The organism is Corynebacterium sp. MSK047, from assembly GCF_030232285.1.
In the GTDB taxonomy this organism is placed as follows: domain Bacteria; phylum Actinomycetota; class Actinomycetes; order Mycobacteriales; family Mycobacteriaceae; genus Corynebacterium; species Corynebacterium jeikeium_D.
Genome location: NZ_JASPJI010000009.1, coordinates 50499 through 73045, shown reverse-complemented (window position 1 = coordinate 73045; position 22547 = coordinate 50499). Strand labels below are relative to the sequence as shown.

Genomic DNA, 22547 nt, shown 5'->3' with positions numbered 1-22547 from the left:
CGACTCGCAGCAGACCTCGTCGTAAAGCACAAACGCGCACGTAACTCCTGCCAACTTTACTGCGTGGACAATGCGACATCTACCACTTCGAGAAGACGGCCGCGCAGAACATCGGCACGCGCACTGAGCTCACGCTGGCGGCGGACGTACTCGGCCTTGCCTTCGGGCGTTTCGATGCGAATGGGCGCAAAACCCCAATCCCGCAGATCGTAGGGAGCGGCGCGCATATCCAACTCACGGGCACTGCACGCGAGCTCGAAAGTATCCAGCCACAGGTCGCCGGGGACCGCCTCGCCGAGCTTGGTCGCCCATTTATACAAGTCCATGTTGGCGTGCAGACACCCCATCTGCTCACAGTGCGGCTGTGTCTCGCGCGTCGGGGCAAACTCGTTGAGCGGCACGGCGTCGGGCGTGAAGAAACGGAAGGCGTCGAAGTGCGTACATCGAACCGTGTGGGCCTCGACGACCTCGTCCGTGCCTGCCTGACCCAGCCGCAGTGGCTCCGGATGACGATGCTCCGGCTGGCGATACACCATCGCCCATTCATGCAGGCCAAAGCAGTCAAAGTGCGCCGGATTCGCGCGCGTCGAACGCAACAGATGGCCGATGTACGCCACCGTCTTACCTCGCTTATCGACGTACGCCGAAACATCCATACGCGCCGTCCCCGAGGCGGTATCGGTGGGCTCCTTGCAGGCAGGGCTATCGGTAGTGTCGTCCGTGTCGAGGGTAAAGAACTTCAGGTGACTGATGTCCTTGGCCGTCGCACCGGGAAGATCTACGCCGATGCCCGGTGACCAGCGGCGGAGTTGGCCGGGTTTAACGGGGTAGTACTCGAAGATGAAGTCCCAGACCGGGTGGCGCTGGCCGCGACTGCGACGGGACAGGTGGTCGCGGGTCAGGACATCGACGCGGGCGATATGCCTTGCTTTGGCTTCACGCCAATCGAAAGACGAATCGGGCGTAGGCGTCACTGCTGGCGTCCCTGCGTGCTGCCCGGTCGGGTCCGGGGCTGGTTCACGGTCGAGTGCTGCTTTGGCGCACCGCTGCGACGCGGGGAGACCTCGTGGGTCCAGTCGCGCACGACACCGACCTGCTCCTCGATGAGGTCCTCCAGAGCCACGATGCCGATCTGCTCCGCGCCGGAGAAAGCACCGGTCTTCGGAGCGATGCTTGCCGGGGCGTTTGCGCGCAGGTGCGGCTTTGGCATGCGAGCGCGTACAGCCACTGCCATGTGGGCGCTGTAGCGGCGCATGATGCGCAATCCCTCATCCAGCGTGGCATCGATCGGAATCTCGATCATCGGGCGAATCTCGTCATCGGGGATGGCTGTCTCTGGGCCGGAGGCAGGATCCATGACGCGGTCGAGGACATCTTTCACGTGAACATAGCCGCGGTACTCGTTGGGCTCATTGTTGGCCGCAGCGACGGGGAACCGGGAGAAACCAGTTTCGGTGACCGCCGTCTCTAGATCGCCCACAGTCGGTGCGGTGGGGAGGCGCCGAATCTGCTCGTGCGGAATCAGTACCTCCTCAATGGTGCGCGTGGCCGAAGCCAGTGTGCGACGAAGGCGGACGTGCTCCTCGCTGTCAAGGAGCCCCTCTTGACGAGACTCCGCAATCATCGATGCCAACTCAGTGGAATCGACAGTGGTGTCGAGCTCATCGCGCTGCTCAATGCCGAACAGCTTAAGCGTATGGCGAGCCATCCAGTTAAACAGCAGCAACAGCGGCTTGGTCAGACGGTAGAAGACCATATGAACCGGAATAAGCAGCATGGCCATCGTTTCCGGTCCTGCCAGCGCGATATTCTTCGGCACCATCTCACCGAGCATGATGTGCAGCACTGACACCAGCATCAATGCGATGGCAAAGCTCAGCGGGTGCAGCAGCGACTCCGGAATACCCATCGCCTGGAAGGGAGCTTCCAGCAGATGTGCCAGCGCCGGCTCAGAGACCTTACCCAGCAGTAGCGAGGCAATGGTGATGCCCAGCTGTGCGGCGGCGAGCATCATCGACAGGTGCTCAGAAGCATTGATAACTGTGCGTGCGCGCTTCTTTCCCTGAGCCAGCAGCGCTTCCAAACGGTCACGGCGAGCAGCAATAAGTGAGAACTCCGCGCCCACGAAAAACGCGTTGACCAACAGCAAGAAGAAAGTCAGGAGGATTCCAAACCAGTCACTCATAGGTTGAACATCTCCTTAGCGCGCTCGTTGGTAACAGGGATCAAAATGGCACGGTCCACGCGGCGGTCATCCATCGCTAGAATGCGGGCGTACCAGCGTCCGGCGATACCCGATTCGAACTCGTCCATGAAATCGCGTTCGGTCTCTGGCAGCAGGACGACGTCACCGACCTCCGGGATGCGACCGAGCGCAAACATAATCAAGCCACCGAGCGTTTCGAAGCTACCTTCTGGGGCGAAGTATCCGACCTTGGTCGGCAGCTCGTCGGTACGTACAAGGCCAGAGCAGTTCCAGCCTTCGATCGCGCGTTTGACTTCCTGCTCGGACTCCTTGTCGTCGTACTCATCCCAGACCTCGCCAAGAATTTCCTCGACGACATCCTCGATGGTGACAATGCCAGCGATACCGCCGTACTCGTCCGCGACCAGCGCAATCTGCGAACCGGCCGAACGCACGGCCTCCAGCACGGCATCGCCGTCCAGCGACTGCGGCAGCGTCGGCACAGGCCGTGCAATCTCCCGCATGGTGGTGGTTGAGCGCTTCGCCGCAGGCACCGCAAATGCGTCCTTGACGTGGACAACACCGACAGTGGCATCGAGGTCCCCGTCAGTAATGGGGAAGCGGGAATGCCCCGATTCGATAGCGACAGCCAGCAGATCCAGCGCCGTGTCATCGACATCGAGGGAGGTAATCGTCGACCGCGGCGTCATTAGGTCCTCCGCCGTCGTTTCGCCAAAGCGTAACGACGACTCGAGTACAGCGGCCTTCGACTCATCCAATGCCCCCTGCTCCGCAGAATTGCGCACCAGTGCTTCCAGCTCCTGCGGGGAACGCGCCGAAGCCAACTCATCCGCCGGTTCAATACCGAGCTTGCGCACCAGCCAGTTCGCCGTGGCATTCAGCGAATGGATGAAGTAGTGGAACACCCAGTTAAACGCCATCACCGGACGAGCCGTAACTCGCGCTACTGCCAACGGCTCTGTAATCGCGACATTCTTTGGCACCAATTCGCCGTAGACCATCGACAACATCGTGGCCACAATGAGCGCAAGAATCAGTGCGGTCGGTCCCGCTGCAGACTCGCTGAGCCCCATCCAATGCAACATCGGCGTGAAGTACTGCGCCAGCACCGGTTCCGCGAGGAAACCAGTTGCCAGCGTGGTCAACGTAATGCCCAGCTGTGCACCGGAGAGGTGGAAGGACAGTCGATTATGTGCCTTGTGAACGGCCTCAGCAGGCGCATCCGCTGAACGGGCGCGGTCGGCGTCAATCGTAGACCGCTCCAGTCCCGTCAGCGCGAATTCAAACGCCACAAAGAGACCGGTGCCAGCGGTTAGCGCGATAAATCCGACAACCGCGACAATATTGAGAACAATATCCACTGATTATCTCTTCTTCTTTTTCCCTCGCTTGGGGCGGTGTACGCGACCGCCAGCACGATTCTTTCCGCTTGCCGACGGACCGCCGCGCCCGCGGTAACCGGCACCACTAGCACCGCCTGTCGATTGGCTCTGATCTTGACGAGCCCGGCGCGGACGTCGTGCGCCCAGTTCCTTGACAAATCGAGGCAGTCCCGGAGCGGCGCGCAGCTCTTCGGCTTCAACGCCGGCCCCTGCCAGCAGTTCGCGGGCCTGATCAACCTGGCGGTCACGCACAATCATCGCTACCGTGCCGGAAGCACCTGCACGAGCCGTGCGACCCGAGCGGTGAATATACGTCGCGGAATCCCTTGGCGGATCCGCGTGCACAACCAAGTCAAGAGCATCGATATCAATGCCACGAGCGGCCACATCCGTGGTGACGAGGACATTGATTTCACCGTCGGCAAAGGCCTTGAGGACTGCGCGACGAGTTGCCTGGCCGCGATCGCCGTGGAGGAAACCTAACTTGATGTCGTAGAACTGTAGAAACTTAGCCAGCTGCACGACACGCGCCTTAGAGTTGGCGAAAATGACGCACTGATCCTTGCGGGAGGCAATCCAGGCGACCACTTCGTCTGCCTCAGCGTTGTCCTCCACCCGAAGTAACAGATGCCGCATATTGCGCATGGTCAACCGGGAGGCAGTGACCTTGTGCTTCGCAACTTCAGTGCTACTTGCGCGACGATCGCGGATAAGCCCCGCGGCGTCGTCGTTAATCGTGGCGGAAAAGACCATGCGCTGTGCCGACTTCGGGCACGCACGGACCAGGCCCAGAACATCGGGCAGAAAGCCCATGTCAGCGAGCATGTCCGCTTCGTCTACGACTACGGCATGAACCTGCTCAAGGCTGAGGAGACCGCGGCGGCGCAAATCGTGTGCGCGACCCGGTGTGACCACAGCGATATCGACTGGTGCCGCGAGCAGAGTCTGCTGCTTGGCCACGGAGTCACCGCCGACCAAGCTCAAGACACGCAGACCTGCAGCGGCACCGATGTCAGCGAGGACATCAGCAATCTGATCTGCGAGTTCGCGCGTTGGCGAAATAATTAGCGCGCGCGGGTAACCGGGAAGCGCTGGAGAGGCGTTATTGAGTAACGCGACCAGCGGAATGCCGAATGCGAGCGTTTTGCCCGAGCCTGTGGGGGCCTGTGCGAGAACGTCCTTGCCAGCGAAAGCATCTGGCAAAGTCGCCACCTGCACGGCGGTAGGCGAAGTTATGTGCTGGGCACGCAGAATACTCACAATCGCTTCCGGCGTGCCCAACTGTCTGAAATCACTGGACTCAGCAGGAGGGGGCATGCTTGTTAGAATACCGCTATCCCCGGACAGCCATGCAATAGGCACGTCCGGTGAGCTTGAAAACTACCGTCCCATGACATTTACCAACCGCGACCCGGTTGCGCATAGGCCTCGCGCTCAAGAATGGCGGCTCGACGGAAGATGTTGCGGATGGATTTGAGCTCCGCATCGCTGGCCGTGGACATATTCTTTTCAAGGACCTCGAGAGCCTGCTGAACACTGTCAACATACTCGGGGTCGGAATACACCTCCACCCAGTTCGCGATCGCGGAATCCTCATCAACCAGCGATTTTCCTTGCAGAGTCAGCTCGGTTGCAATCCACATTTCGGCGACGATACTGGTTACGGCGACCCGATATGGGTTGAAAGCGCTACAGGAAGAATGCACGTCCAGCAAAAGCTGCGTGATGGTTGTCGGCTCGATGTCCTCGAGCGCCGAAGAAGTCTCTTCCAGCGCGTTATTGCTCAATTCCAACGCACGCACCAGGGCTTCCTGTGCGAGTGACGACCACAGAACCTGTTCCTTAGCGCAGGGTGCTTTGGTTGCCAGATGCGACAGGACTGGGAAAACTTGGTGCAAGTACCAGGCCTCTTGCGCTACGAAGAAGTTGGTTTCGTCCGAGGAAAGGTCGCCGCGGAGCATCGTGGGGACGCTGAACATTCCGCCAATCTCGGCAACGATGTCCTCGATGTCCCGCCACAGCTGGGAAGTAAAGGGGCCCGCCGGAGCAATCTGGAGTGAGTGGCCGAAGAAAGATTCCAGCTCCTTCGGCGGCTGCTCAGTGTCAGTGCCTTCGATGGCCTCCGGGTAAAAACTGGAGTTCAGATGCACTGGTTGCATTCGGCGAAGCGCGACCTTTTCCAGGCGACGAGCCCTGTGGCCGTGGTCAATGGGGCCGTGCCCCTGGCCGACGTTGAGGTTATCCGCGAAACGAATGGACTCGCTGAGCCAGCGCGTAGTCCAGCGCAGGGCATCATTGATCGCAGAGCCCCCACCAATCCGTGTGGCTAGAGCTGCGGACAGCGAACAACCCGTGCCATGGGTGTTCTCAGTGTGAATGCGGGGAGAAGAGCTGAAGAAAACCTGGCCATCGGGGAAGGCCACGGCGTTGCCGGCTTCCTCATCACTTAAGTGACCAGTCTTTGCAATCACGATGACATCGTTCTTGCTCGCGAACTCCAGCGCCTGCTCAATCAGCTCAGTGAAGTCGCTGGCCTCCGGGGCGTCGGCAAGCAATGCCAGTTCGGGAACATTCGGCGTGATGACGGTGGCTTCCGCGACCAAGTCACGCATTGCGTCCATGGCATCTTCGTCAAGCAGACGGTCGCCAGAGGTCGCGACCATAACCGGATCGAGAACAACCACGGCTGGCTTGGTCTCCCGAACCCAGTTGGTGACGGCCTGCGTGAGTTCGCGTGAACCCAACATGCCAATCTTCACCGCGTCGATGGTGACATCCTCAGTTACAGCAGCCAGCTGCTCGACGAGGAAGTCAACAGGTGGGGTGTGGACGGCACGAACGCCCACGGAGTTCTGAGATACCAAAGCGGTGACCACGCCCATGCCATAACCACCGGCGGCGGCGATTGATTTCAAATCGGCATGGAGCCCAGCGCCACCTGTTGGGTCTGTGCCGGCGATGGAAAGAACTCGTGGCACAAAATCAGGCTTTGCCTTCTTGGGAAATGGCATCTCAGACCCCTTTTAACTTCAAGAGTGTGAAGCGACAGACTTCAAGACTACGCTTCAACCTCGGAGCGGTCGCCAGACCAGAGGGTGTGGAAAGCACCCTCGCGGTCAACACGCTGGTACGTGTGCGCACCGAAGTAGTCACGCTGCCCCTGAACCAGTGCTGCCGGCAGACGCTCCGCACGCAGGCCGTCGTAGTACGCCAGCGAGGAGGAGAACACCGGAGCCGGGATACCCATCTGTGCTGCAGTGACGACAACGTCGCGCCACGCGTCGAGGCACTCGGTGACCTGGTCACGGAAGTACTCGTCGAGTACCAGCGCCGGCAGCTCCGGATTGCGGTCGTACGCTTCCTTGATGCGGTTCAGGAACTGTGCGCGGATGATGCAGCCACCACGCCAGATGGTCGCCAGCGCACCGCGGTCGATTTCCCAGCCGTACTCCTTGGCGCCAGCGTTAATCTCATCAAAGCCCTGCGAGTAGGCAATGATCTTGGAAGCGTAGAGCGCCTTACGGACGCGCTCCACAAAAGCATCGCGATCTTCCGGAGCCTTAGCCAGGCTTCCCGACGGCAGGTTGCGGGCAGCCTCACGCTGAGCAAGGGAAGACGACAGGGCGCGAGCGAACACGGCCTCGCCAATACCAGTTACTGGAATGCCCAAGTCCAAAGCGGCCTTGACCGTCCAACGGCCGGTGCCCTTCTGGCCAGCAGCATCAACGATGACATCCACCAGCGGCTTGCCTGTCTTCTCATCGACCTGAGAGAGAACCTCAGCGGTAATCTCGACCAGGTAGGAGTCCAGGTCGCCCTTATTCCACTCGCGGAAGATATCTGCAATCTCGGCAGGGGTGAGGCCAGCAGCTTCGCGCAGCAGGTGGTAGGCCTCGCCAATTACCTGCATATCCGCGTACTCGATGCCGTTGTGGACCATCTTTACAAAGTGGCCAGCGCCATCGGAAGAAATGTGAGTACAGCACGGAACGCCATCAACGTGAGCGGAGATGGACTCCAGCAGCGGGCCGAGGGACTCGTAGGACTCCTTCGTTCCACCCGGCATAATGGATGGGCCAGTCAGAGCACCTTCTTCACCACCGGAAATACCAGTGCCAACGTAGTGCAGGCCACGGGCGCGAATAGCCTTCTCGCGACGGATGGTGTCCGTGTAAAGAGAGTTACCGCCATCAATGATGATGTCGCCGGGCTCCATCACGTCGGCAAGCTGATCGATGACCGCATCAGTAGCGGCACCTGCCTGAACCATGATCAGAGCGCGACGCGGGCGCTCCAGCGAAGCGACGAACTCTTCAATGGTCTCGGACGGGATGAATGAGCCTTCATCACCGTGTTCAGCGATGAGGGTGCGAGTTTTCTCCGGACTGCGGTTGTACACGGCAACGGTGTGTCCCTTGTGGGCGAAGTTGCGTGCGATATTCGAGCCCATGACGGCGAGCCCGACGACACCAATTTGTGCGAGTTCATTGTTATCGGTCATGCCCACCATCTTAAAGCCTGGCCGGGGTTCGTTGTATCTGGGACTCAGAAATTGTTACTGCTTTTAACGTTGAAACTGCCACGAGTGATGGCGTGCGCTGGCACAATGTTTGGCATGACTGACGAGACTATTGCGAATAATGGCAGTTCACAGGACTCGAACTCTGCAGCTTCTTCCGCCGAGCAGGCGAAGAGGAAGGCGCTGCGCGATTATATGACACTGGCGACGAAGGCGAGCCAGGAAGCGCTGAGCGATGAGGAGCTGGCTGTTTTTAACAGCACCTTGGGCGATAACGGAATCGGCGGTCTAGATACCTTGCTGGGCACGAAGTTTGTCCATGTCGGGCCGGAGCGAATTCAGATGGAGCTCGAGGTCGGGCCCGACCACCTGCAACCGTGGGGCCTAGCCAATGGCGGTGTTTATTGCTCGCTAGGTGAGACTGCTGGCTCTATTGCTGGTTTCGTTGCCTGCGGTGCGAAGAAGCCGGTCGTCGGTGTGAACAACAACACCGATTTTTACCGCTCCGCCCGAGCTGGCGAGGTAATCGTTACCACGGCGGAGCCAGAGTACCTGGGGCGCACCATGCAACTGTGGCGTATTGAGCACACCCGCAAGGCAGATGAAAAACTGCTGGCCCGCACCAACCTACGAATTGCGGTACTCGACAAGCCGCTGTAGCAAATCGTTATAGGTGGTAACGGGCCTGGTAGGAAGCTCGCAGGTGGCTTGTCGTGATTAGCTGTTTTCTAATCTGGCCACCTGCAAGTTAACTACTTGTTCCTTTTTGCGCGGTGCTCGCGGCGAGTGTCGCGAACCTCCAGCGGCAGATCCTGCTCAGCCTTGTCCTTGTTGAACTCGGCCAGGCGGTCGATGGCGTTGCGTGCGTACATCTGCTGGCGGGTGGAAACCATCTGCCAACGGTTGCGGTCCAGGACGTTCAGGCCCCAGCTGACGCAGGAGACGAGGCGGTTGCGGAAGCCCACCAGGAACATCAGGTGGACGGCCAGCCACAGAATCCAGCCGATGAAGCCGGTGACCTCAACCTTGCCCATCTTCACCACTGCGGAGAAGCGGGAGACGGTTGCCATGGAGCCCTTATCGAAGTACTCGAACGGCTGACGCTCAGCGACATCGCGGCCGTCGGCCTCAGCTGCAATGTTGGCGGCGACGTACTCGCCACCCTGAATAGCAACCTGAGCAACACCCGGCAGGTTCTCGCGGTTGGACATGTCGCCCACGACGTAGACGTTCTTGTAGTCACCAGCTGTCATGTCCTCGTTGACAACGACACGGCCAGCGCGGTCGGTCTCGGCGCCAGTCTGCTCGGCAATCATCTTGCCCAGCGGGGAAGCGGACACGCCGGCGGACCAAATCTTGCAGAACGACGGGATGAACTCCTCGGTTCCATCCTTCATGTTCTTGTAGGTGACTCCCTCTTCATTGACGTCAGTCACCATCGCGCCCAGCTTGACGATGACGCCCATCTTCTCCAGGGACTTCTGAGCCTTGCGGCCCAGACGCTTGCCAAACGGCGGCAGAACCTGCGGTGCGCCGTCGAGCAGGACGACGCGTGCAGCGTGCGGGTTGTAGCTGCGGTAGGACGATGCGAGGGTGCGGTTAGCCAGCTCGGCCAGCTGGCCAGCAAGCTCAACACCGGTCGGACCAGCGCCGACAACAACGAAGGTCAGCAGGCGCTCGCGCTCAGCCGGATCGTTGGTCAGCTCGGCGCGCTCAAACGCGCCGATGATGCGGGCACGGATTTCGAGTGCGTCGTCGATGTTCTTCATGCCCGGAGCAAACTCGGCAAAGTGATCATTGCCGAAGTAGGACTGGCCAGCGCCAGCGGCAACCAGGAGGTGGTCGTATTCCCACTTGGAAGTCTGGTGACCCAGTTCCGAAGTCACAACCTGCTTTTCGACGTCGATGTCGGTGACATCGCCCTTGACAACACGAACGTTCTGAACTCCGTCGAAGATCGTACGAGTGGACGGAGCGATTTCGCCCGAGGACAGGATGCCCGTTGCTACCTGGTAGAGCAGTGGCTGGAACAGGTGGTGGTTAGTGCGGTCGATGAGAGTGACGTCGACCTCGGCGCCCTGCAACTTCTTCGCCGCGAACAAGCCACCGAAACCCGAACCGATGACGACCACGTGCGGGCGTCCGGAGTGCGGGCGGTACGGAGTCTCGGTCATGTATTTTCTCCTCACAGACTTTAAAGTTCTCGAAGTTTTAGATTCGGCTTTTAGCCGGCAAGCCACAATAGTAATCCTCTCGGTGCGCCACCGCCTATTCTGGGTCCCTGCGCGGTAGGCTTCGAGAGCAAACTCAGTTCGTTATTCGTACCTTTATGCGGCGCGATTGTTAGGAGGTTCGGGCAGGGTGAATTCGGCAAGCCGGCAGGCAATTGACGCAGAGCGATGGCCTCGGGTTGCGCGTATTCCAGAGGGGCGTTTCCTAGCGAAACGTGCCGAAATGATGGAACGCTCTTTTGAGCGGCTCTGCCAGGACAACGGCATTGAACTGGTCGAATCCGGTGAGTTTGTCGGAGAGTCCTTCATTACTCGGTCGACGGGTGACGCCGATTTGGCTATCGACGGAGTCGGTGGTGCCAGCTCTAGCGGCGGCAGTGAATCTCCCACTAGTTCTGAATCGTTTCGTCCAGTCATTTTCAGCGTCATTGATCCTGTTTTCTATTCTCGACTAGCTGATTCAGAATGGCTCGGATTGGGGGAGGCCTATCTCGCGGGCGAATGGTCCAGTGATGATTTGCCAGAGCTTCTCAGCCGACTGCTCAGCGCCGAGCTTGATATTGCTTCGTTGGGGCCGCTGGCACGTGGTCTGATGAAAGTCGCGCGTTCACGTCCGCGTCTCGATGGGCCAGATATGGCGGGAGAGTTGCCGACCTCATTGCTGGAGCTCTATTCCGGCGAATTGCTGATGGGCGGTTCCGGCCTGTTCGCCTCCGGAGTGCGAACCTCGTCGCGGGAACAGATTCAAAACTATGCCCGTGGTGCTGGCAAGGGTGGGGTTCCCTCGCACTGGTCAGTTGACGTGACTTATGTCGATGCCCCGAAATCCGTCGCGCGTGCCGATTTTCTGCATGCCCAGGTGCGCAATATTGAGCACATCCTCGATCTTGCTCGAGTCCGGGCCGGAGACCGTGTCGCCGAATGGCCGTCGGCAGGCGGAGAAATTGCCCTTCGGGCTGCAGAAAGGGGAGCGGGCGCGGAGGTTATTACCGTCTCTGATGACCACACCGAAACGGTGCTGGAACGGGTGGAAAAAGCCGGATTGCGCGGCGTGGTCGATGTGATCCAGATGGATCGCAACATTCCGTCGCCACGCGAATTCGAGTCCGACTTCGAGGCGGTTATCAACGTCGGGCGTCTGGAGACCTTCGGTCGTGCAGGTGCGCTGCGCTGGCTGAAGAGCGCCGAGCGTCTGCTTGTCGACCGCGGCACCATCGTCGTCCAAATGGTGGTAGCGACGGACAAATTCGATGCGCTCGCCGAGCGCAGCTTGGACCTCGTACGCGCTTACGTGTGGCCGCAGCTGCAGCTTTTCACTGTAGAAGAGCTGCGCAAGATGGTGGACCGGGAAACCGGCCTGCGCATCGCGGCGGAAGAGTACATTCCGGCGCACTTCGCGACGACCTTGCAGCTCCAGCGAGATTTCTTTGCGGCGCATGCGCGCGAAGCCGCTGGTATCGGCTACGACAGAGTGTTCCGGAGGATGTGGAATTACTATCTGTCGCTGTTTGAAGCGCTCGTGCGCGCAGAGAAAGTCACGCTCGTACAGGTCGAGCTCGTGCATGCGCCACGCAGGCCTCACTAGCAGTGGGCAGCTCCGGGCGCGTTGGAAATTCGCCAGATAAATAAAGCCTGTAAAAATAAATCACGTTTTTAGGCAAAACCACCTCAAAGGCGATGTTTAGGGTCTAAAAACGAAACTATGAACGCACAGAGCACCACACGTACTGCAGACATTGTTGTCGTCGGCGCCGGACTTGCCGGATTGGTCGCGACGTATGAGGCCACGCAGGCCGGCAAGAAGGTCATCCTTGTCGACCAGGAGAATGCCAACAACCTCGGCGGACAGGCTTTCTGGTCGCTGGGAGGAATCTTTCTCGTCGACTCGCCAGAGCAGCGCCGCCTGGGAGTCAAGGACAACCGCGAGCTCGCTGAAGCTGACTGGTTCAACTCCGCGCAGTTCGACCGCGAGGAAGACAACTGGGGACGCAAGTGGGCCAAGGCCTATCTGAACTTCGCGGCAGGGGAGAAGCGTGACTACCTCCGCAATCTCGGCGTGAAGTTCCTGCCTGTCGTCGGGTGGGCTGAGCGCGGTGAAGGGCGTGCCGACGGTCACGGTAACTCGGTACCCCGATTCCACCTCACCTGGGGCACAGGCCCCGAAATCGTCCGCGTATTCGCAGAGCCGGTCGCTGAAGCTGCGAAGAAGGGGCTGGTGGAATACTGCCATCGCCACCGCGTTGACGAGGTGATTGTCGAAGATGGCCGCGCCGTCGGCGTGCGTGGCAAGATTCTGGTTCCCTGTGAATCTTTAGAGCGAGGAGTGGCGTCGTCACGTGAGGAAACAGGGGAGGACTTTGAGATCCTCGGGTCGGCCGTGTGCATTGCGACGGGCGGTGTTGGCGGCAACCTGGAAGCCGTGCGTAAGTGCTGGCCGACCGAGCGCCTGGGCGAGATGCCGAAGGACATGGTCTGCGGTGTGCCAGAGCATGTTGACGGCCGTGGTATCGAGATTGCAGAGCAGGCCGGCGCAAACCTCGTCAACCGTGACCGCATGTGGCATTACACCGAGGGCATGAAGAACTGGAATCCCGTGTGGCCGAATCACGGTATCCGTATCATCCCGGGGCCGTCGGCCATGTGGTTTGACGCAGAAGGAAATCGCCTGCCTGCGCCATATATTCCGGGTGCAGATACTGTCGGCACGATGAAGCACATTCTGGCTACCGGACACTCTTACTCCTGGTTTGTGCTGAATAAGAACATCGTGGCCAAGGAGTTCATTTTCTCTGGCTCAGAACAGAATCCGGATCTGACCGACAAGGAGATCAAGAAGCTGATTGGCAAGGTGACCTCTGGTGTTGCCGCACCGATTCAGGCATTCATGGATAACGGCGAAGACTGGGTGGTTGCCGACGACCTGCCAAAGCTGGTCGAGGGGATGAACGAGATTGTGGAGGCGAGCTCGGGCGGGGAGTCCGGAGCCGCAGCGCTGAAGATTGACCTGGAGAAGCTCGAGGAGCAGATTCGTCAGCGCGACATGCAGACCGGTAATCCCTTCTCTAAGGACTACCAGGTCAATTACGTCAACGTGGCCCGGAACTTCCTCGGGGACAAGATCATCCGCTCCGTGCCGCCATCACCGATTTTGGATCCGAAGAATGGCCCGCTGATTGCTATTCGTCTGCGCATGCTGACCCGCAAGACGCTTGGCGGCATTGAGACGACCCTCGACGGCCAGTGCCTGCATCCGGACGGAACTCCCTTTGAAGGGCTCTACGCTGCAGGTGAGGCATCTGGCTTCGGTGGCGGTGGCGTCCACGGCAACAACGCGCTGGAAGGTACGTTCCTGGGCGGCTGTATTTTCAGTGGCCGCCAGGCAGGCCGCGCGATGGCGGAAGTGGTTAAGTAGCTACCGCATACCGCACGGCTCGGTGGAAGAAACCGCGCCTACTCCAGCCCGATGGAGAATGCACTTTCCAGGTCGTGCTGAGAGTAGGTGCGGAAAGCCAGCTGAGTCTGAGTGCGAATGACACCGTCGACCTTGCTGATGAGGTTTGGAATAATTTCCGCCAGATCATCGTGATTAGTTGCGCGCACCACGACGACCAAGTCCCAGTCACCAGTAACGGAGTAGACCTCAGTCACGCCGTCGATCTCGACGATGGTCTCGGCGGCCTCCGGAATCTTGTCAGCTTCGACATCGATGGACACAATTGCGGTAATCAAACTCATGGCTGCCTTTCCTCGGAGTTTAAACGTGGGGCCCGCTGAATAGCGTGGCCCGGACCGCAAGGTACGCAAGATTGCTCAAGATACTGCGGCCCGGAATTTCATTTCTGTCACGATTCTACTGATTTCCAGGAAACAGCCTGGAGGATCCGGACGAAAGGCGGTAAAAAGGGCGCTATGACACAAACCGCATTTCAGTCCAACCCAGTCCAGCTTTCCGGAGACCTGCCCCAGGTGGGCAACAAGGCTCCGGAGTTTACCCTCACCGGTGGTGACCTCGCCGAGGTCACCAATGAGACCTTCGCTGGTAAGAAGGTCGTCTACAACATCTTCCCGTCGGTAGACACCGGTGTTTGTGCAGCTTCGGTGCGTCACTTCAACGAGGACGCTGCTGGGCTGGACAACACCGTCGTGGTTAATGTTTCGCGTGACCTGCCGTTCGCTCTCGGTCGCTTCTGTGCTGCAGAAGGCCTGGACAACGTTGAGGTTGCCTCGGACTTCCGCCACGGCTTCGGCGAAGCCTTCGGTGTTGTCCAGCAGGATGGCCCGCTCGCTGGCCTGCTTGCTCGTGCCGTAGTCGTCACTGACGAAGAGGGCAAGGTCATTTACAACCAGCTGGTCGATGAGATCACCACGGAGCCGGACTACGACTCCGCACTGGCTGCACTGAAGTAATTAGCTAACAAGCTTTCAGCAGCAAGTAACCAGCTGGAATCGACGGGGCTCGTCGGCGCACTCGCTAGGCTGTTGCCTGGCGAACTTCGCCGACGAGCTCTTCTAGTACGTCCTCCAGCGCAACGATTCCGCTGACAGAGTTCTCCGAAGTACTGTTTTCCTCCGTCACCAAGGCGAAGTGAGCCTGCTCGCGCTGCATCAGCCGCATGACCGTCTGGAGCTTGGCATCCGGGCTGACGCTTGCGAAGGTGCGAATTAGATTCCGCGGGAAGGGTCGGTCGCGGTGACCGTCGTCAAGCGAGAGCAAATCCTTGACATGAAGGTAGCCGATGAAGCTGCCATCGGCATCGGTGATGGGGAAGCGGGAAAAGCGCGTGCGTGCGCTGAGCTCTTCGATGTCGGCGACGGTGGCGTCGGGGCCAATGGTAACGAGGGTGTCGAGTTGCATAGTGACATCCGCGGCGGTGAGATGCTCGAAGCCGAGAGCTTTGTGGAGGAGCGCGAGCTCGTCATTGTCGAGAAGGCCCTGACGCCCGGACTCGGCGACGAAATCCTGCACCTGACTAGCGGTGAAGGAGGAATCGACCTCGTCCTTCGGAGTGGCGCGAAGAATCTTGCGAACCACGATGTTCGCCGTCGTATTCATCGCCCAGATAACCGGATTGAGTACCCGCACAATCACATACAGCGGAATAGCCACGAACTTCGCCGTCGGGCTGGGAGCCGCAATAGCGATGTTCTTCGGCACCATTTCGCCGACAACCATGTGTAAGAAAGTGACAATCAGCAGCGCCAACACTAGTGCCACCACGTGGGCGGTGCCCGTGGGGAGTCCCAGCGCTGTCATGTAGGGCTCGAAGAAGTGCGCAATCGCAGGCTCGCCGACGGCACCGATGAGCAGGGAACAGGCGGTAATGCCCAGCTGTGTTGCCGCCAGGGAGACCGACACGTTTTCGATACCGCGCAGCGCGTACTTTGCGCTGGTAGATCCGCTGACGGCATCCGGTTCAATTTGATCGCGGCGAGCCGAGACCATCGCAAATTCAGCGGCGACAAACCAGGCATTGAGGGCCAACAGCAAAATAAGAGTAAGTAGTGGCATGTTCTAGCCCTCCTTTTCGCTGTTGTGCTCGACGTGGTTGTGACTGGTGCCGTCCTGGTGAGCGCCTTCATCCGTGCGCGTGACCTTGTTGCCGGCGCGGTCCACCTGGACACGAATACGGCCAACGCGGTGACGCGCCATGCGCTCGACTCGAAAAGCAACTTCAGCGGTGGTAGGCAAGTTCTCCTCATCGAGGTTTTCGTGGTCGGTGGCTTCGACCGTAATCGTGTCGCCGAAGCGAGGCATGCGATCCAAGCGTTCGGTGATAAATCCACCAATAGTGTCGGATTCTTCGCCCTCCGGCAGGACCAGGTTTAGAATCTCTCCCAACTCATCAGGGCGCATGAGACCGGAAACAATCACCGTATTGGGGCTAATCCGGCTGTAGAGCAACGAACGATCGTCCTGTTCATCGTCAATTTCACCGACGATTTCCTCGACGAGATCCTCCAACGTCACAATGCCGTCCGTGCCGCCGTACTCATCGACAACCACCGCGAACTGGTATGCGTCCTCACGCAGTTGCCGCATCAGCGGATCAAGTGTGGTCGAGTCGTTCACCACGAGTACATCTTTGGCCAGACTCGCAGCCGACGTCGTCAAGCGTTGTGCGTGTGGCACGCTGAGCAGGTCGGTGTAATGCACCACGCCGCGAATGTCGTCGACGCTGTTGCCGACGACGGGGAAGCGGGCGTGCCCGGAATCTGCGACGACCGTCAGCATCTCTGCGACGCTCTGATTTTCGATAAAGATAATCTGCGTGCGTGGCGTCATCACATCAGCCGCCGTGCGCTCGCCGAACTCAATCGATCGCGCCACCAACTCGGCGGTCTGCGGGTTAATCTTTCCTTCATCGCTAGAGCGCGTGACGACGGCACGGAGTTCCTCCGCGGTCCTGGCACTGGCGACCTCTTCCTCAGGGGAGAAGCCGAGCCGTTTTAGCACCCAATTAGCCGCGCTGTTGAGTAGCCAGACCAGCCAGCCGAATGCGAACATAAAGGCATTTTGTGGCCTGACCACCAGGTTTGCGACTTTAGCGGGCTCGGCGATGGCCCAGTTTTTGGGGACGAGTTCGCCAAAGACCATTTGAGTGAAAGTCGCGATAATGAAAGCGCCCGTAGTGCTGATTGCAGTGACGGTGGCGGGAGAGATGCTAGTGCCACCAAATGCGGCTTCGAGGAGCACGCCGAGGGAAGGCCCGGTAAGGAAACCAGCGACGAGGCTGGTGACCGTAATTCCCAGCTGTGCGCCGGAGAGGTTTGTAGAGGTGCGTGATAGAGCACGGTCTACTAAGTATGCGGACTTTGAGCCGGCGTTTGCGGCCTTCTTGACATCGTTCCTGTTAACCGTGAGGTAGGAAAACTCGACAGCAACGAAAATTGCGTTGGCGAAAACGAGGAATAGAAAGACCGCTAAGACGATGAGTGCGGATACAATCACGCGGCATCACCTGAAGTGTTCGCTGCGTTCGCTGGGGATGCTGCGGCGGTTGCTGCGGTGATTGCGCTTACTGCGGCTACAGAGAGCCCGCCAACGTTGGCGCGAGGCTCTGGGTCGTCGGACGAGCCAGATCTATCTGATGTGTCGGACGCATTGGGTCTGTCTGAGCTGCTGGATGTGTCTGAGAGTTCAGGCATGCGAGAAATGTTACTAAAAATTCCTTAGGTCTGACGGCAATGGCGCATCGGTGGCAATGGGGAGGACGGGATCCTTAGGCCAAAATGTCATAATGTATATTATCGGACAAATAATGAAAGTGGTTGGCCCTGGGGTTTTCTGAATTTCCAGGACTGTCGCCTTTTTCGCCGCCGCTTTTTCTGCTGCCGTGTTCTATCTTGGCGCTTGATCTATGCCGTCGGGATTATTGCTCATTGTCCTTGGCGTTCGCTGCAAGCTCATCCGCGTTGCGGACGGCGATCTCTTCCCGCAGCCGCTTGTTCTGCCATAGCGTCATGCCAATCAGGAGTATGCCGACAGCCACGAGCCACCACACGCCCTTGTAGGCCACGAATGCAATGAAGATAATCAGAAGTACCATTCGCACCTTTCGTGCGAGCAACATTGCTTCGTAGGTGTTCATATCGTTGTGACTCCCAACTGGCCTACCAAAATTGTTTTTGGCAGGACTTCTGTGGTGTGTGGCTAAATGGCTTTATTGCGTCACAGTGACGAATCGAGGTGTATTTTCGCTGGCTATAAGCCTCTTTGGATTAGCGCTACTGCGATTCTCTTTAGATGGCTGTGTCTGCCAGCCGAGAAACCTACGCCTCCTACGCGTCCTGCTTCTCCGCGACAATGCGCAGGTTCAGCTCGCCGTTCTCCTCGATGGATGCGGCTACAAACTGTGGCAGGCGCACGTTGTAATCCAGGCGGTTGATTGGCAAAGTGCCCGACAACAAAACCAAGTTTTCGGTACGAGCGGCCTTCATTGGTACGGTGACATCATTGGTGACACCGCGGATGGTCAGGCGTCCCGGAATCTCGATATTCGCCCACTGGCCGTTATCTGGAATGCTCGAAATATCGAGTGGTTCTGCAAGCTCAAACTTAGCTTCTGGGTACTGCTCAACGCTGAAAATATTGTTGCGGACATTGATGTCACGACGTTCAATATCGCTAGTCAGAGTTGCCATGTCAACAACAATGGATGCATCCTCAAGATTGTTGTTAGCAACCTTCAGCTCGCCGGTGACATCGTGGGTGGAACCGGACGTCGTACGCCTGCTGCCCGGCAGTACCTCGTTAAAAGTAAAGCCAACGGAAGTGTTCTGTGAGTTATCGCCACCGATAATCTTCCAGGTGCCATTCGCATCAGTTGTTGCTGCAGGCAGCTCCGTGGCCTCGAAATCCTCTGTACGCACCCCTTCATGCGTGAAAACGCGATACAAAACTGGCCCCACAATAACAATTGCGAGCGCAACAACTGCAACGGCTATCAAAGTAATAATTGACTTACGGACACCAGAATTCATAGTGCTCATCCTATCCTTTTAATCCGCTATGGGATAAACCGTTCCACCTCGCGCGTTTTCATAATCAATTCCTGCGTAATCTCCTGCAGGACGGCAGTCTCCATGCCGTCGTCAAGCGCGGTGCGCAAGTCTTCGGCGAGACAACGTACTTCGAAGAGCCCGTCCCCTATTCGCTTTACGACGTCATCGCCCGCCGGCCTGCTCGTGGCATCGGTGGCGGTCTTTAGCGTGAGATCCGAATTGATTCGCTCGGCAATCGGCCTGGAAGCGCCTTTTGCTACGCCAGTGCGTTTTTCGTACGCGCGCTGCCGGCAGGCTTGGCTGCAGAACTTGCGACGGCGACCGCGGATGGCGACCTCCATTTCGCGGCCACACCACTGGCAATTGGCAGTAGTTGTGCTCGGCTTTTGATCTGACACAGAAGTCAATTATGGCATGAATACAGATTAAGGCGTTATAATGTGTGGTCTAGTATTTCTACCAAAGGGGGCACGTTCCACATGGCAGATCGAGTTCTTCGTGGCAGTCGCATGGGCGCCGTTTCGTATGAGACCGATCGCGATCATGACCTCGCGCCGCGAATGATGGTCCGCTACCGCACTGAATCCGGTGAGATCTTCGAGGTCCCATTCGCGGATGACGCGGAAATTCCAGGTGAATGGCTGTGCAAGAATGGCCAAATTGGTGAGCTGGTTGAAGGCGAAGGCACTGAAGCCAAGCCGGTGAAGCCGCCGAGGACTCACTGGGACATGCTCCGTGAGCGCCGCTCCATCGAGGAGCTCGACGTGCTGCTGGATGAGCGTGTTGACTTGCTGCGCAAGCGTCGTCGTAACGCCGCTCGCCTGCTGAAGGCTCAGAAGGAAGCCGAAGAAGCAGAGAAGAACGCTTAAGGTTTGAGCTGGCTTGCGCTAGTGAGCTTTAGGGCGCTGCAGCTGTGAATTACATGCTGCAAAATGGGTCCGGATAAGGTTTTGCTCCTTATTCGGGCCCGTTTTTTGTTGGTGCCTGGCTGCGGCGGGCCGATCCGAGTTACTGACTGCGTTTATGACAAAAATGGCCTGAAAAATGGCTTGAAACTGTCATAAACTAAGACAGTTTCACATTTGCAGCCCCCATTCATACAGGCAGCCCGTATTCACATTTGCAGCCCGCAGTCATACAGGCAGCCCGTCTCCACACAGGTAGGCCGCAATCTTTGGGGCTGCCCTAGCCCTACTTGCGGAATCGCTGCTTAAACTCGTGACCAGCCAGGCGACCAATCTCCGACCCCAGGTTTTTTACCTGCTGCGAGCGGTGCTTGAATCCCCACTTGGTGACCTGCAGCAGAGACTGCTTCACAAAGCTGCCATCCATCTTGGACTCGCCGTACTCGCGCTCAGTAAAGGTGATCGGAACCTCCTCCACCAAGAAGCCCGCCTGTACAGCCTCAAAAGCGAGCTCGGTCTGGAACAGGTACGCAGCCTTGCCAATGTTCTCGAGGTCAAGGGTTTCGAGAACTTCCCGTCGATAAGCACGGTAGCCAGCGGTGATATCCGAGATGCCCGCGCCGAGCGCCAGCGAGATGTAGAGGTTGCCGCCGCGGGAGAGAACCTGACGGCTCATTGGCCAGTTGACGGTCTTGCCGCCCGGAATGTAGCGGGAACCGATGACGACATCGGCACCGTCCTCGAGCTTCTCCAGCAGCAGATGGAACTGCTCTGGTGCGTGGGAGCCGTCGGCATCCATCTCGCAGAGAACCTCGTAGTCGCGCTCGAGACCCCAAGCGAAGCCCGCGCGGTACGCACCCCAGAGACCGCCCTTGCCCTCGCGGTGCAGGACGTAGATGTGCTCTTCGCCGTTGTCCGACTTGTCAGCGGCAGCGATTTCATCGGCGAGCTCACCGGTGCCGTCTGGTGAAGAGTCATCGACAACCAAAATGTCGACGCGAGGCTCCGCTGCGCGCAGGCGTGCAATCACGCCCGGCAGGTTTTCCCGCTCGTTGAAAGTGGGAATGACAACCAGCGTCGACTCATTTAGGGCAGTCACTCGTGATTCTCCTTAGTGCATGTTCTGCTCAGTATCCCGGCCATCAACTTCATCTGCGCCTGCCCTGGCATCTCCGCCACGGCGACGCAGGACGGCACCAACCACACAAAGAATACCGAATGCAGTCAGTAGACCTTCAATCCACGTCCCGAAGCGGGCTGCAAAAGTCAGGTGGGCGTACTGAGGCAGAGTTTCAGTGAGTACCTTCTGCTCGAAGATTTTGCTCTGCTTTACGACGTCTCCGTGCGCATCCACAATCGCGCTCACACCGCTGGTTGCGGCGACGGCCGTGGAGCGTTGGAACTCCATGGCTCGCATGCGGCTCATGGCCAGCTGTTGGTAGGTCATGTCGGTGAAACCGAAGGTGGCGTTATTTGTGGGCGTGGCCAGCATGGTTGCGCCGTGGTTGACCGCGTTGCGGAAGGCGCCATCGAAGACCACTTCGTAACAGGTGGCCACGCCTAGATTGACCTTCTTTAAACCATCTGTGCCTGGCGTTGTGACCACGGCATCGCCGTTGCCCGGAGTCATGTCTCCGGCGTGAGCGACCATGTCGGAAAAGTGGCGTAGTAGCTCGCGGAATGGCATAGTTTCGCCGAAGGGCTGGAGATAGATTTTCTCGTGCTGGTCGCCGGGGCCGGTCTGCGGATCCCAGACCACCATGGTGTTTTGCACCCCATTGGTGTAGGTAAAGGTGCCGACCACGATGGGAGCGCCAATATTCATCGCGGCATTTTCGATAATGCGTGCCGCTTCCCCATCCGTAAACGGGCTGACATCGGAGGAGTTTTCGGGCCAGATGACGATATCCGGTTGCTGTTCCTTACCTTGGTGGACACGTCGGGCCAGCTCATTGGTGGCATCGGCGTGGTTTTGCAGGACTGCGCGGCGCTGGGCATTGAACTCTAAACCGAGGCGCGGAACATTGCCTTGGATTACAGCGACACGGGTGTTGTCAGCGGCCGTAGGCTCAGGCAGCGGTTGAGTCCACGCAGGAAGAACCCAGCCGACGAATAACGCTCCCACCAAAAGCGCAGCGGAGGTTGCATAGGAACGTAGCGTGAGCGCGACCAGTCCCGCACCAACGCAAGCAGCGAGGAAAGTGACCAATGCAGTGCTGCCGATTGCCACTGCTGGGGCCAGCGGGCCGTCGACCTGCCCCCAGGCAACGCGGAGCCAGGGGAAGCCTCCGAAAGGCCAGCGGGCTAGCAGCGCCTCCCCTGCCACGAGCGCAGCGGCCATGCCAGGGAGCTTCAGCGCGAGGGGGAAACTGGATTGCGCAATCAGCCACATCGCAAGCGCCGCCGGAATTGTGAGCAGGCCCAGCACAATTGAGAGCGCCACGTAGGGGCCAATGCCGACGAAGGAGCCGATCCACGGCAGTGAGAAAAGTGCCGTCGCTGTTGCCCAGCTGAAGCCCACCACTACGCTGGATTTCCAATCGGCCGCGCAGAAGTAGGCAAAAATGAGCAGGGCGAGGCCGATCCAGGCCGTCCACCACCAGCTCATGGGCGCATAGCTTAAGAACTGCAATCCACCAGCGAGGATTGCAATGAAGGCGAGAACGAGGCGCTGCTTTAGTGGGGTAAGCGCGCGAAAGCGCGCCTGCCAGCGATTCGGATTCTCCGGAATGTCTTTCGAAGCGTCTTTCTGAGCGACGTTCCCGTGCTCGCTGGAGCGCGCTTGGCGGTTAGTGTGCACTT

The 22547-nt window shown here is 58.7% G+C and carries 20 protein-coding genes; 5 read left to right on the top strand and 15 right to left on the bottom strand.

The window, feature by feature from the left end:
- Positions 1–56: 56 nt before the first annotated feature.
- The 6 genes from QP981_RS05210 to gnd form a co-directional block, all read right to left on the bottom strand.
- Positions 57–974: a hypothetical protein gene (locus tag QP981_RS05210; RefSeq protein WP_049193549.1), complete on the bottom strand. Its 918-nt coding sequence runs from the start codon at positions 972–974 to the stop codon at positions 57–59.
- A complete protein-coding gene (locus tag QP981_RS05205) occupies positions 971–2185 on the bottom strand; it encodes a hemolysin family protein (RefSeq protein WP_049193547.1) in 1215 nt (404 codons plus the stop codon). The genes QP981_RS05210 and QP981_RS05205 overlap by 4 nt, the downstream gene beginning before the upstream one ends.
- Positions 2182–3567, bottom strand: a complete 1386-nt coding sequence (locus QP981_RS05200; protein WP_016422831.1) for a hemolysin family protein — start codon at positions 3565–3567, stop codon at positions 2182–2184. The genes QP981_RS05205 and QP981_RS05200 overlap by 4 nt, the downstream gene beginning before the upstream one ends.
- 3 nt (positions 3568–3570) lie before the next feature.
- Positions 3571–4905, bottom strand: a complete 1335-nt coding sequence (locus QP981_RS05195) for a DEAD/DEAH box helicase (protein ID WP_222866132.1) — start codon at positions 4903–4905, stop codon at positions 3571–3573.
- A gap of 80 nt (positions 4906–4985) precedes the next feature.
- Complete coding sequence (locus tag QP981_RS05190; protein ID WP_284857579.1) at positions 4986–6599, bottom strand: bifunctional hydroxymethylpyrimidine kinase/phosphomethylpyrimidine kinase; 1614 nt, start codon at positions 6597–6599, stop codon at positions 4986–4988.
- 47 nt (positions 6600–6646) lie between these two features.
- Positions 6647–8098 (bottom strand): NADP-dependent phosphogluconate dehydrogenase, encoded by a 1452-nt coding sequence (gene gnd, locus QP981_RS05185; protein WP_016422828.1) that lies wholly within the window; start codon positions 8096–8098, stop codon positions 6647–6649.
- 105 nt (positions 8099–8203) lie between these two features.
- On the opposite strand from gnd, the gene QP981_RS05180 reads away from it, so the two are divergent.
- Entirely contained in the window at positions 8204–8767 is a 564-nt protein-coding gene (locus QP981_RS05180) for a PaaI family thioesterase (RefSeq protein WP_231367197.1), read from the top strand.
- A gap of 92 nt (positions 8768–8859) precedes the next feature.
- Here the strand turns inward: QP981_RS05180 and QP981_RS05175 are convergent, their stop codons facing one another.
- Complete coding sequence (locus QP981_RS05175) at positions 8860–10281, bottom strand: NAD(P)/FAD-dependent oxidoreductase (protein WP_016422826.1); 1422 nt, start codon at positions 10279–10281, stop codon at positions 8860–8862.
- Between the two features lie 187 nt (positions 10282–10468).
- Here QP981_RS05175 and QP981_RS05170 point away from each other — a divergent pair, with 187 nt between their 5' ends.
- Entirely contained in the window at positions 10469–11923 is a 1455-nt protein-coding gene (locus QP981_RS05170) for a class I SAM-dependent methyltransferase (protein WP_284857578.1), read from the top strand.
- A 117-nt stretch (positions 11924–12040) separates the two neighbouring features.
- The gene (locus QP981_RS05165; protein WP_284857577.1) at positions 12041–13750 is read left to right on the top strand and encodes an FAD-binding dehydrogenase; all 1710 of its coding nucleotides are present in this window, start codon (positions 12041–12043) and stop codon (positions 13748–13750) included.
- A 38-nt stretch (positions 13751–13788) separates the two neighbouring features.
- Here the strand turns inward: QP981_RS05165 and QP981_RS05160 are convergent, their stop codons facing one another.
- Complete coding sequence (locus QP981_RS05160; RefSeq protein ID WP_005511316.1) at positions 13789–14073, bottom strand: Lrp/AsnC family transcriptional regulator; 285 nt, start codon at positions 14071–14073, stop codon at positions 13789–13791.
- A gap of 174 nt (positions 14074–14247) precedes the next feature.
- On the opposite strand from QP981_RS05160, the gene tpx reads away from it, so the two are divergent.
- Positions 14248–14745, top strand: coding sequence for a thiol peroxidase (gene tpx, locus QP981_RS05155; protein ID WP_049193539.1), 498 nt, complete (start codon positions 14248–14250; stop codon positions 14743–14745).
- A 64-nt stretch (positions 14746–14809) separates the two neighbouring features.
- Here tpx and QP981_RS05150 read toward each other — a convergent pair whose 3' ends face one another.
- From QP981_RS05150 to QP981_RS05130, 5 genes are all read right to left on the bottom strand, one after another.
- Positions 14810–15847, bottom strand: a complete 1038-nt coding sequence (locus QP981_RS05150) for a hemolysin family protein (protein WP_284857576.1) — start codon at positions 15845–15847, stop codon at positions 14810–14812.
- A gap of 3 nt (positions 15848–15850) precedes the next feature.
- Positions 15851–17287, bottom strand: a complete 1437-nt coding sequence (locus QP981_RS05145; protein ID WP_088611553.1) for a hemolysin family protein — start codon at positions 17285–17287, stop codon at positions 15851–15853.
- 421 nt (positions 17288–17708) lie between these two features.
- A complete protein-coding gene (locus QP981_RS05140; protein ID WP_016422819.1) occupies positions 17709–17927 on the bottom strand; it encodes a hypothetical protein in 219 nt (72 codons plus the stop codon).
- A gap of 190 nt (positions 17928–18117) precedes the next feature.
- On the bottom strand, positions 18118–18828 hold the full coding sequence (locus tag QP981_RS05135; protein ID WP_284857575.1) for a YceI family protein: 711 nt from the start codon (positions 18826–18828) through the stop codon (positions 18118–18120).
- Between the two features lie 17 nt (positions 18829–18845).
- Positions 18846–19238, bottom strand: a complete 393-nt coding sequence (locus QP981_RS05130; RefSeq protein WP_224783748.1) for a hypothetical protein — start codon at positions 19236–19238, stop codon at positions 18846–18848.
- A gap of 81 nt (positions 19239–19319) precedes the next feature.
- Between QP981_RS05130 and QP981_RS05125 the strand changes: the two genes are divergently transcribed.
- A complete protein-coding gene (locus QP981_RS05125; protein WP_005511311.1) occupies positions 19320–19709 on the top strand; it encodes an RNA polymerase-binding protein RbpA in 390 nt (129 codons plus the stop codon).
- A 322-nt stretch (positions 19710–20031) separates the two neighbouring features.
- Here QP981_RS05125 and QP981_RS05120 read toward each other — a convergent pair whose 3' ends face one another.
- Together QP981_RS05120 and lnt are read right to left on the bottom strand one after the other, a co-directional pair.
- Positions 20032–20844, bottom strand: a complete 813-nt coding sequence (locus QP981_RS05120) for a polyprenol monophosphomannose synthase (RefSeq protein ID WP_016422816.1) — start codon at positions 20842–20844, stop codon at positions 20032–20034.
- Between the two features lie 12 nt (positions 20845–20856).
- Positions 20857–22545 carry an apolipoprotein N-acyltransferase gene (lnt, locus tag QP981_RS05115; RefSeq protein WP_284857574.1) on the bottom strand — a complete coding sequence of 563 codons (1689 nt, stop codon included), beginning with the start codon at positions 22543–22545 and terminating at the stop codon, positions 20857–20859.
- Positions 22546–22547: the final 2 nt, after the last annotated feature.

What these genes read in the sequence shown, in the direction of transcription:
- QP981_RS05165 (WP_284857577.1), top strand. Translation starts at nt 12,041, where the DNA reads ATGAACGCACAGAGCACCACACGTACTGCAGACATTGTTGTCGTCGGC.
- gnd (WP_016422828.1), bottom strand. Translation starts at nt 8,098, where the DNA reads ATGGTGGGCATGACCGATAACAATGAACTCGCACAAATTGGTGTCGTC.
- QP981_RS05125 (WP_005511311.1), top strand. Translation starts at nt 19,320, where the DNA reads ATGGCAGATCGAGTTCTTCGTGGCAGTCGCATGGGCGCCGTTTCGTAT.
- tpx (WP_049193539.1), top strand. Translation starts at nt 14,248, where the DNA reads ATGACACAAACCGCATTTCAGTCCAACCCAGTCCAGCTTTCCGGAGAC.
- QP981_RS05190 (WP_284857579.1), bottom strand. Translation starts at nt 6,599, where the DNA reads ATGCCATTTCCCAAGAAGGCAAAGCCTGATTTTGTGCCACGAGTTCTT.
- QP981_RS05140 (WP_016422819.1), bottom strand. Translation starts at nt 17,927, where the DNA reads ATGAACACCTACGAAGCAATGTTGCTCGCACGAAAGGTGCGAATGGTA.
- QP981_RS05205 (WP_049193547.1), bottom strand. Translation starts at nt 2,185, where the DNA reads ATGAGTGACTGGTTTGGAATCCTCCTGACTTTCTTCTTGCTGTTGGTC.
- QP981_RS05160 (WP_005511316.1), bottom strand. Translation starts at nt 14,073, where the DNA reads ATGAGTTTGATTACCGCAATTGTGTCCATCGATGTCGAAGCTGACAAG.
- QP981_RS05180 (WP_231367197.1), top strand. Translation starts at nt 8,204, where the DNA reads ATGACTGACGAGACTATTGCGAATAATGGCAGTTCACAGGACTCGAAC.
- QP981_RS05175 (WP_016422826.1), bottom strand. Translation starts at nt 10,281, where the DNA reads ATGACCGAGACTCCGTACCGCCCGCACTCCGGACGCCCGCACGTGGTC.
- QP981_RS05195 (WP_222866132.1), bottom strand. Translation starts at nt 4,905, where the DNA reads ATGCCCCCTCCTGCTGAGTCCAGTGATTTCAGACAGTTGGGCACGCCG.
- QP981_RS05150 (WP_284857576.1), bottom strand. Translation starts at nt 15,847, where the DNA reads ATGCCACTACTTACTCTTATTTTGCTGTTGGCCCTCAATGCCTGGTTT.
- QP981_RS05135 (WP_284857575.1), bottom strand. Translation starts at nt 18,828, where the DNA reads ATGAGCACTATGAATTCTGGTGTCCGTAAGTCAATTATTACTTTGATA.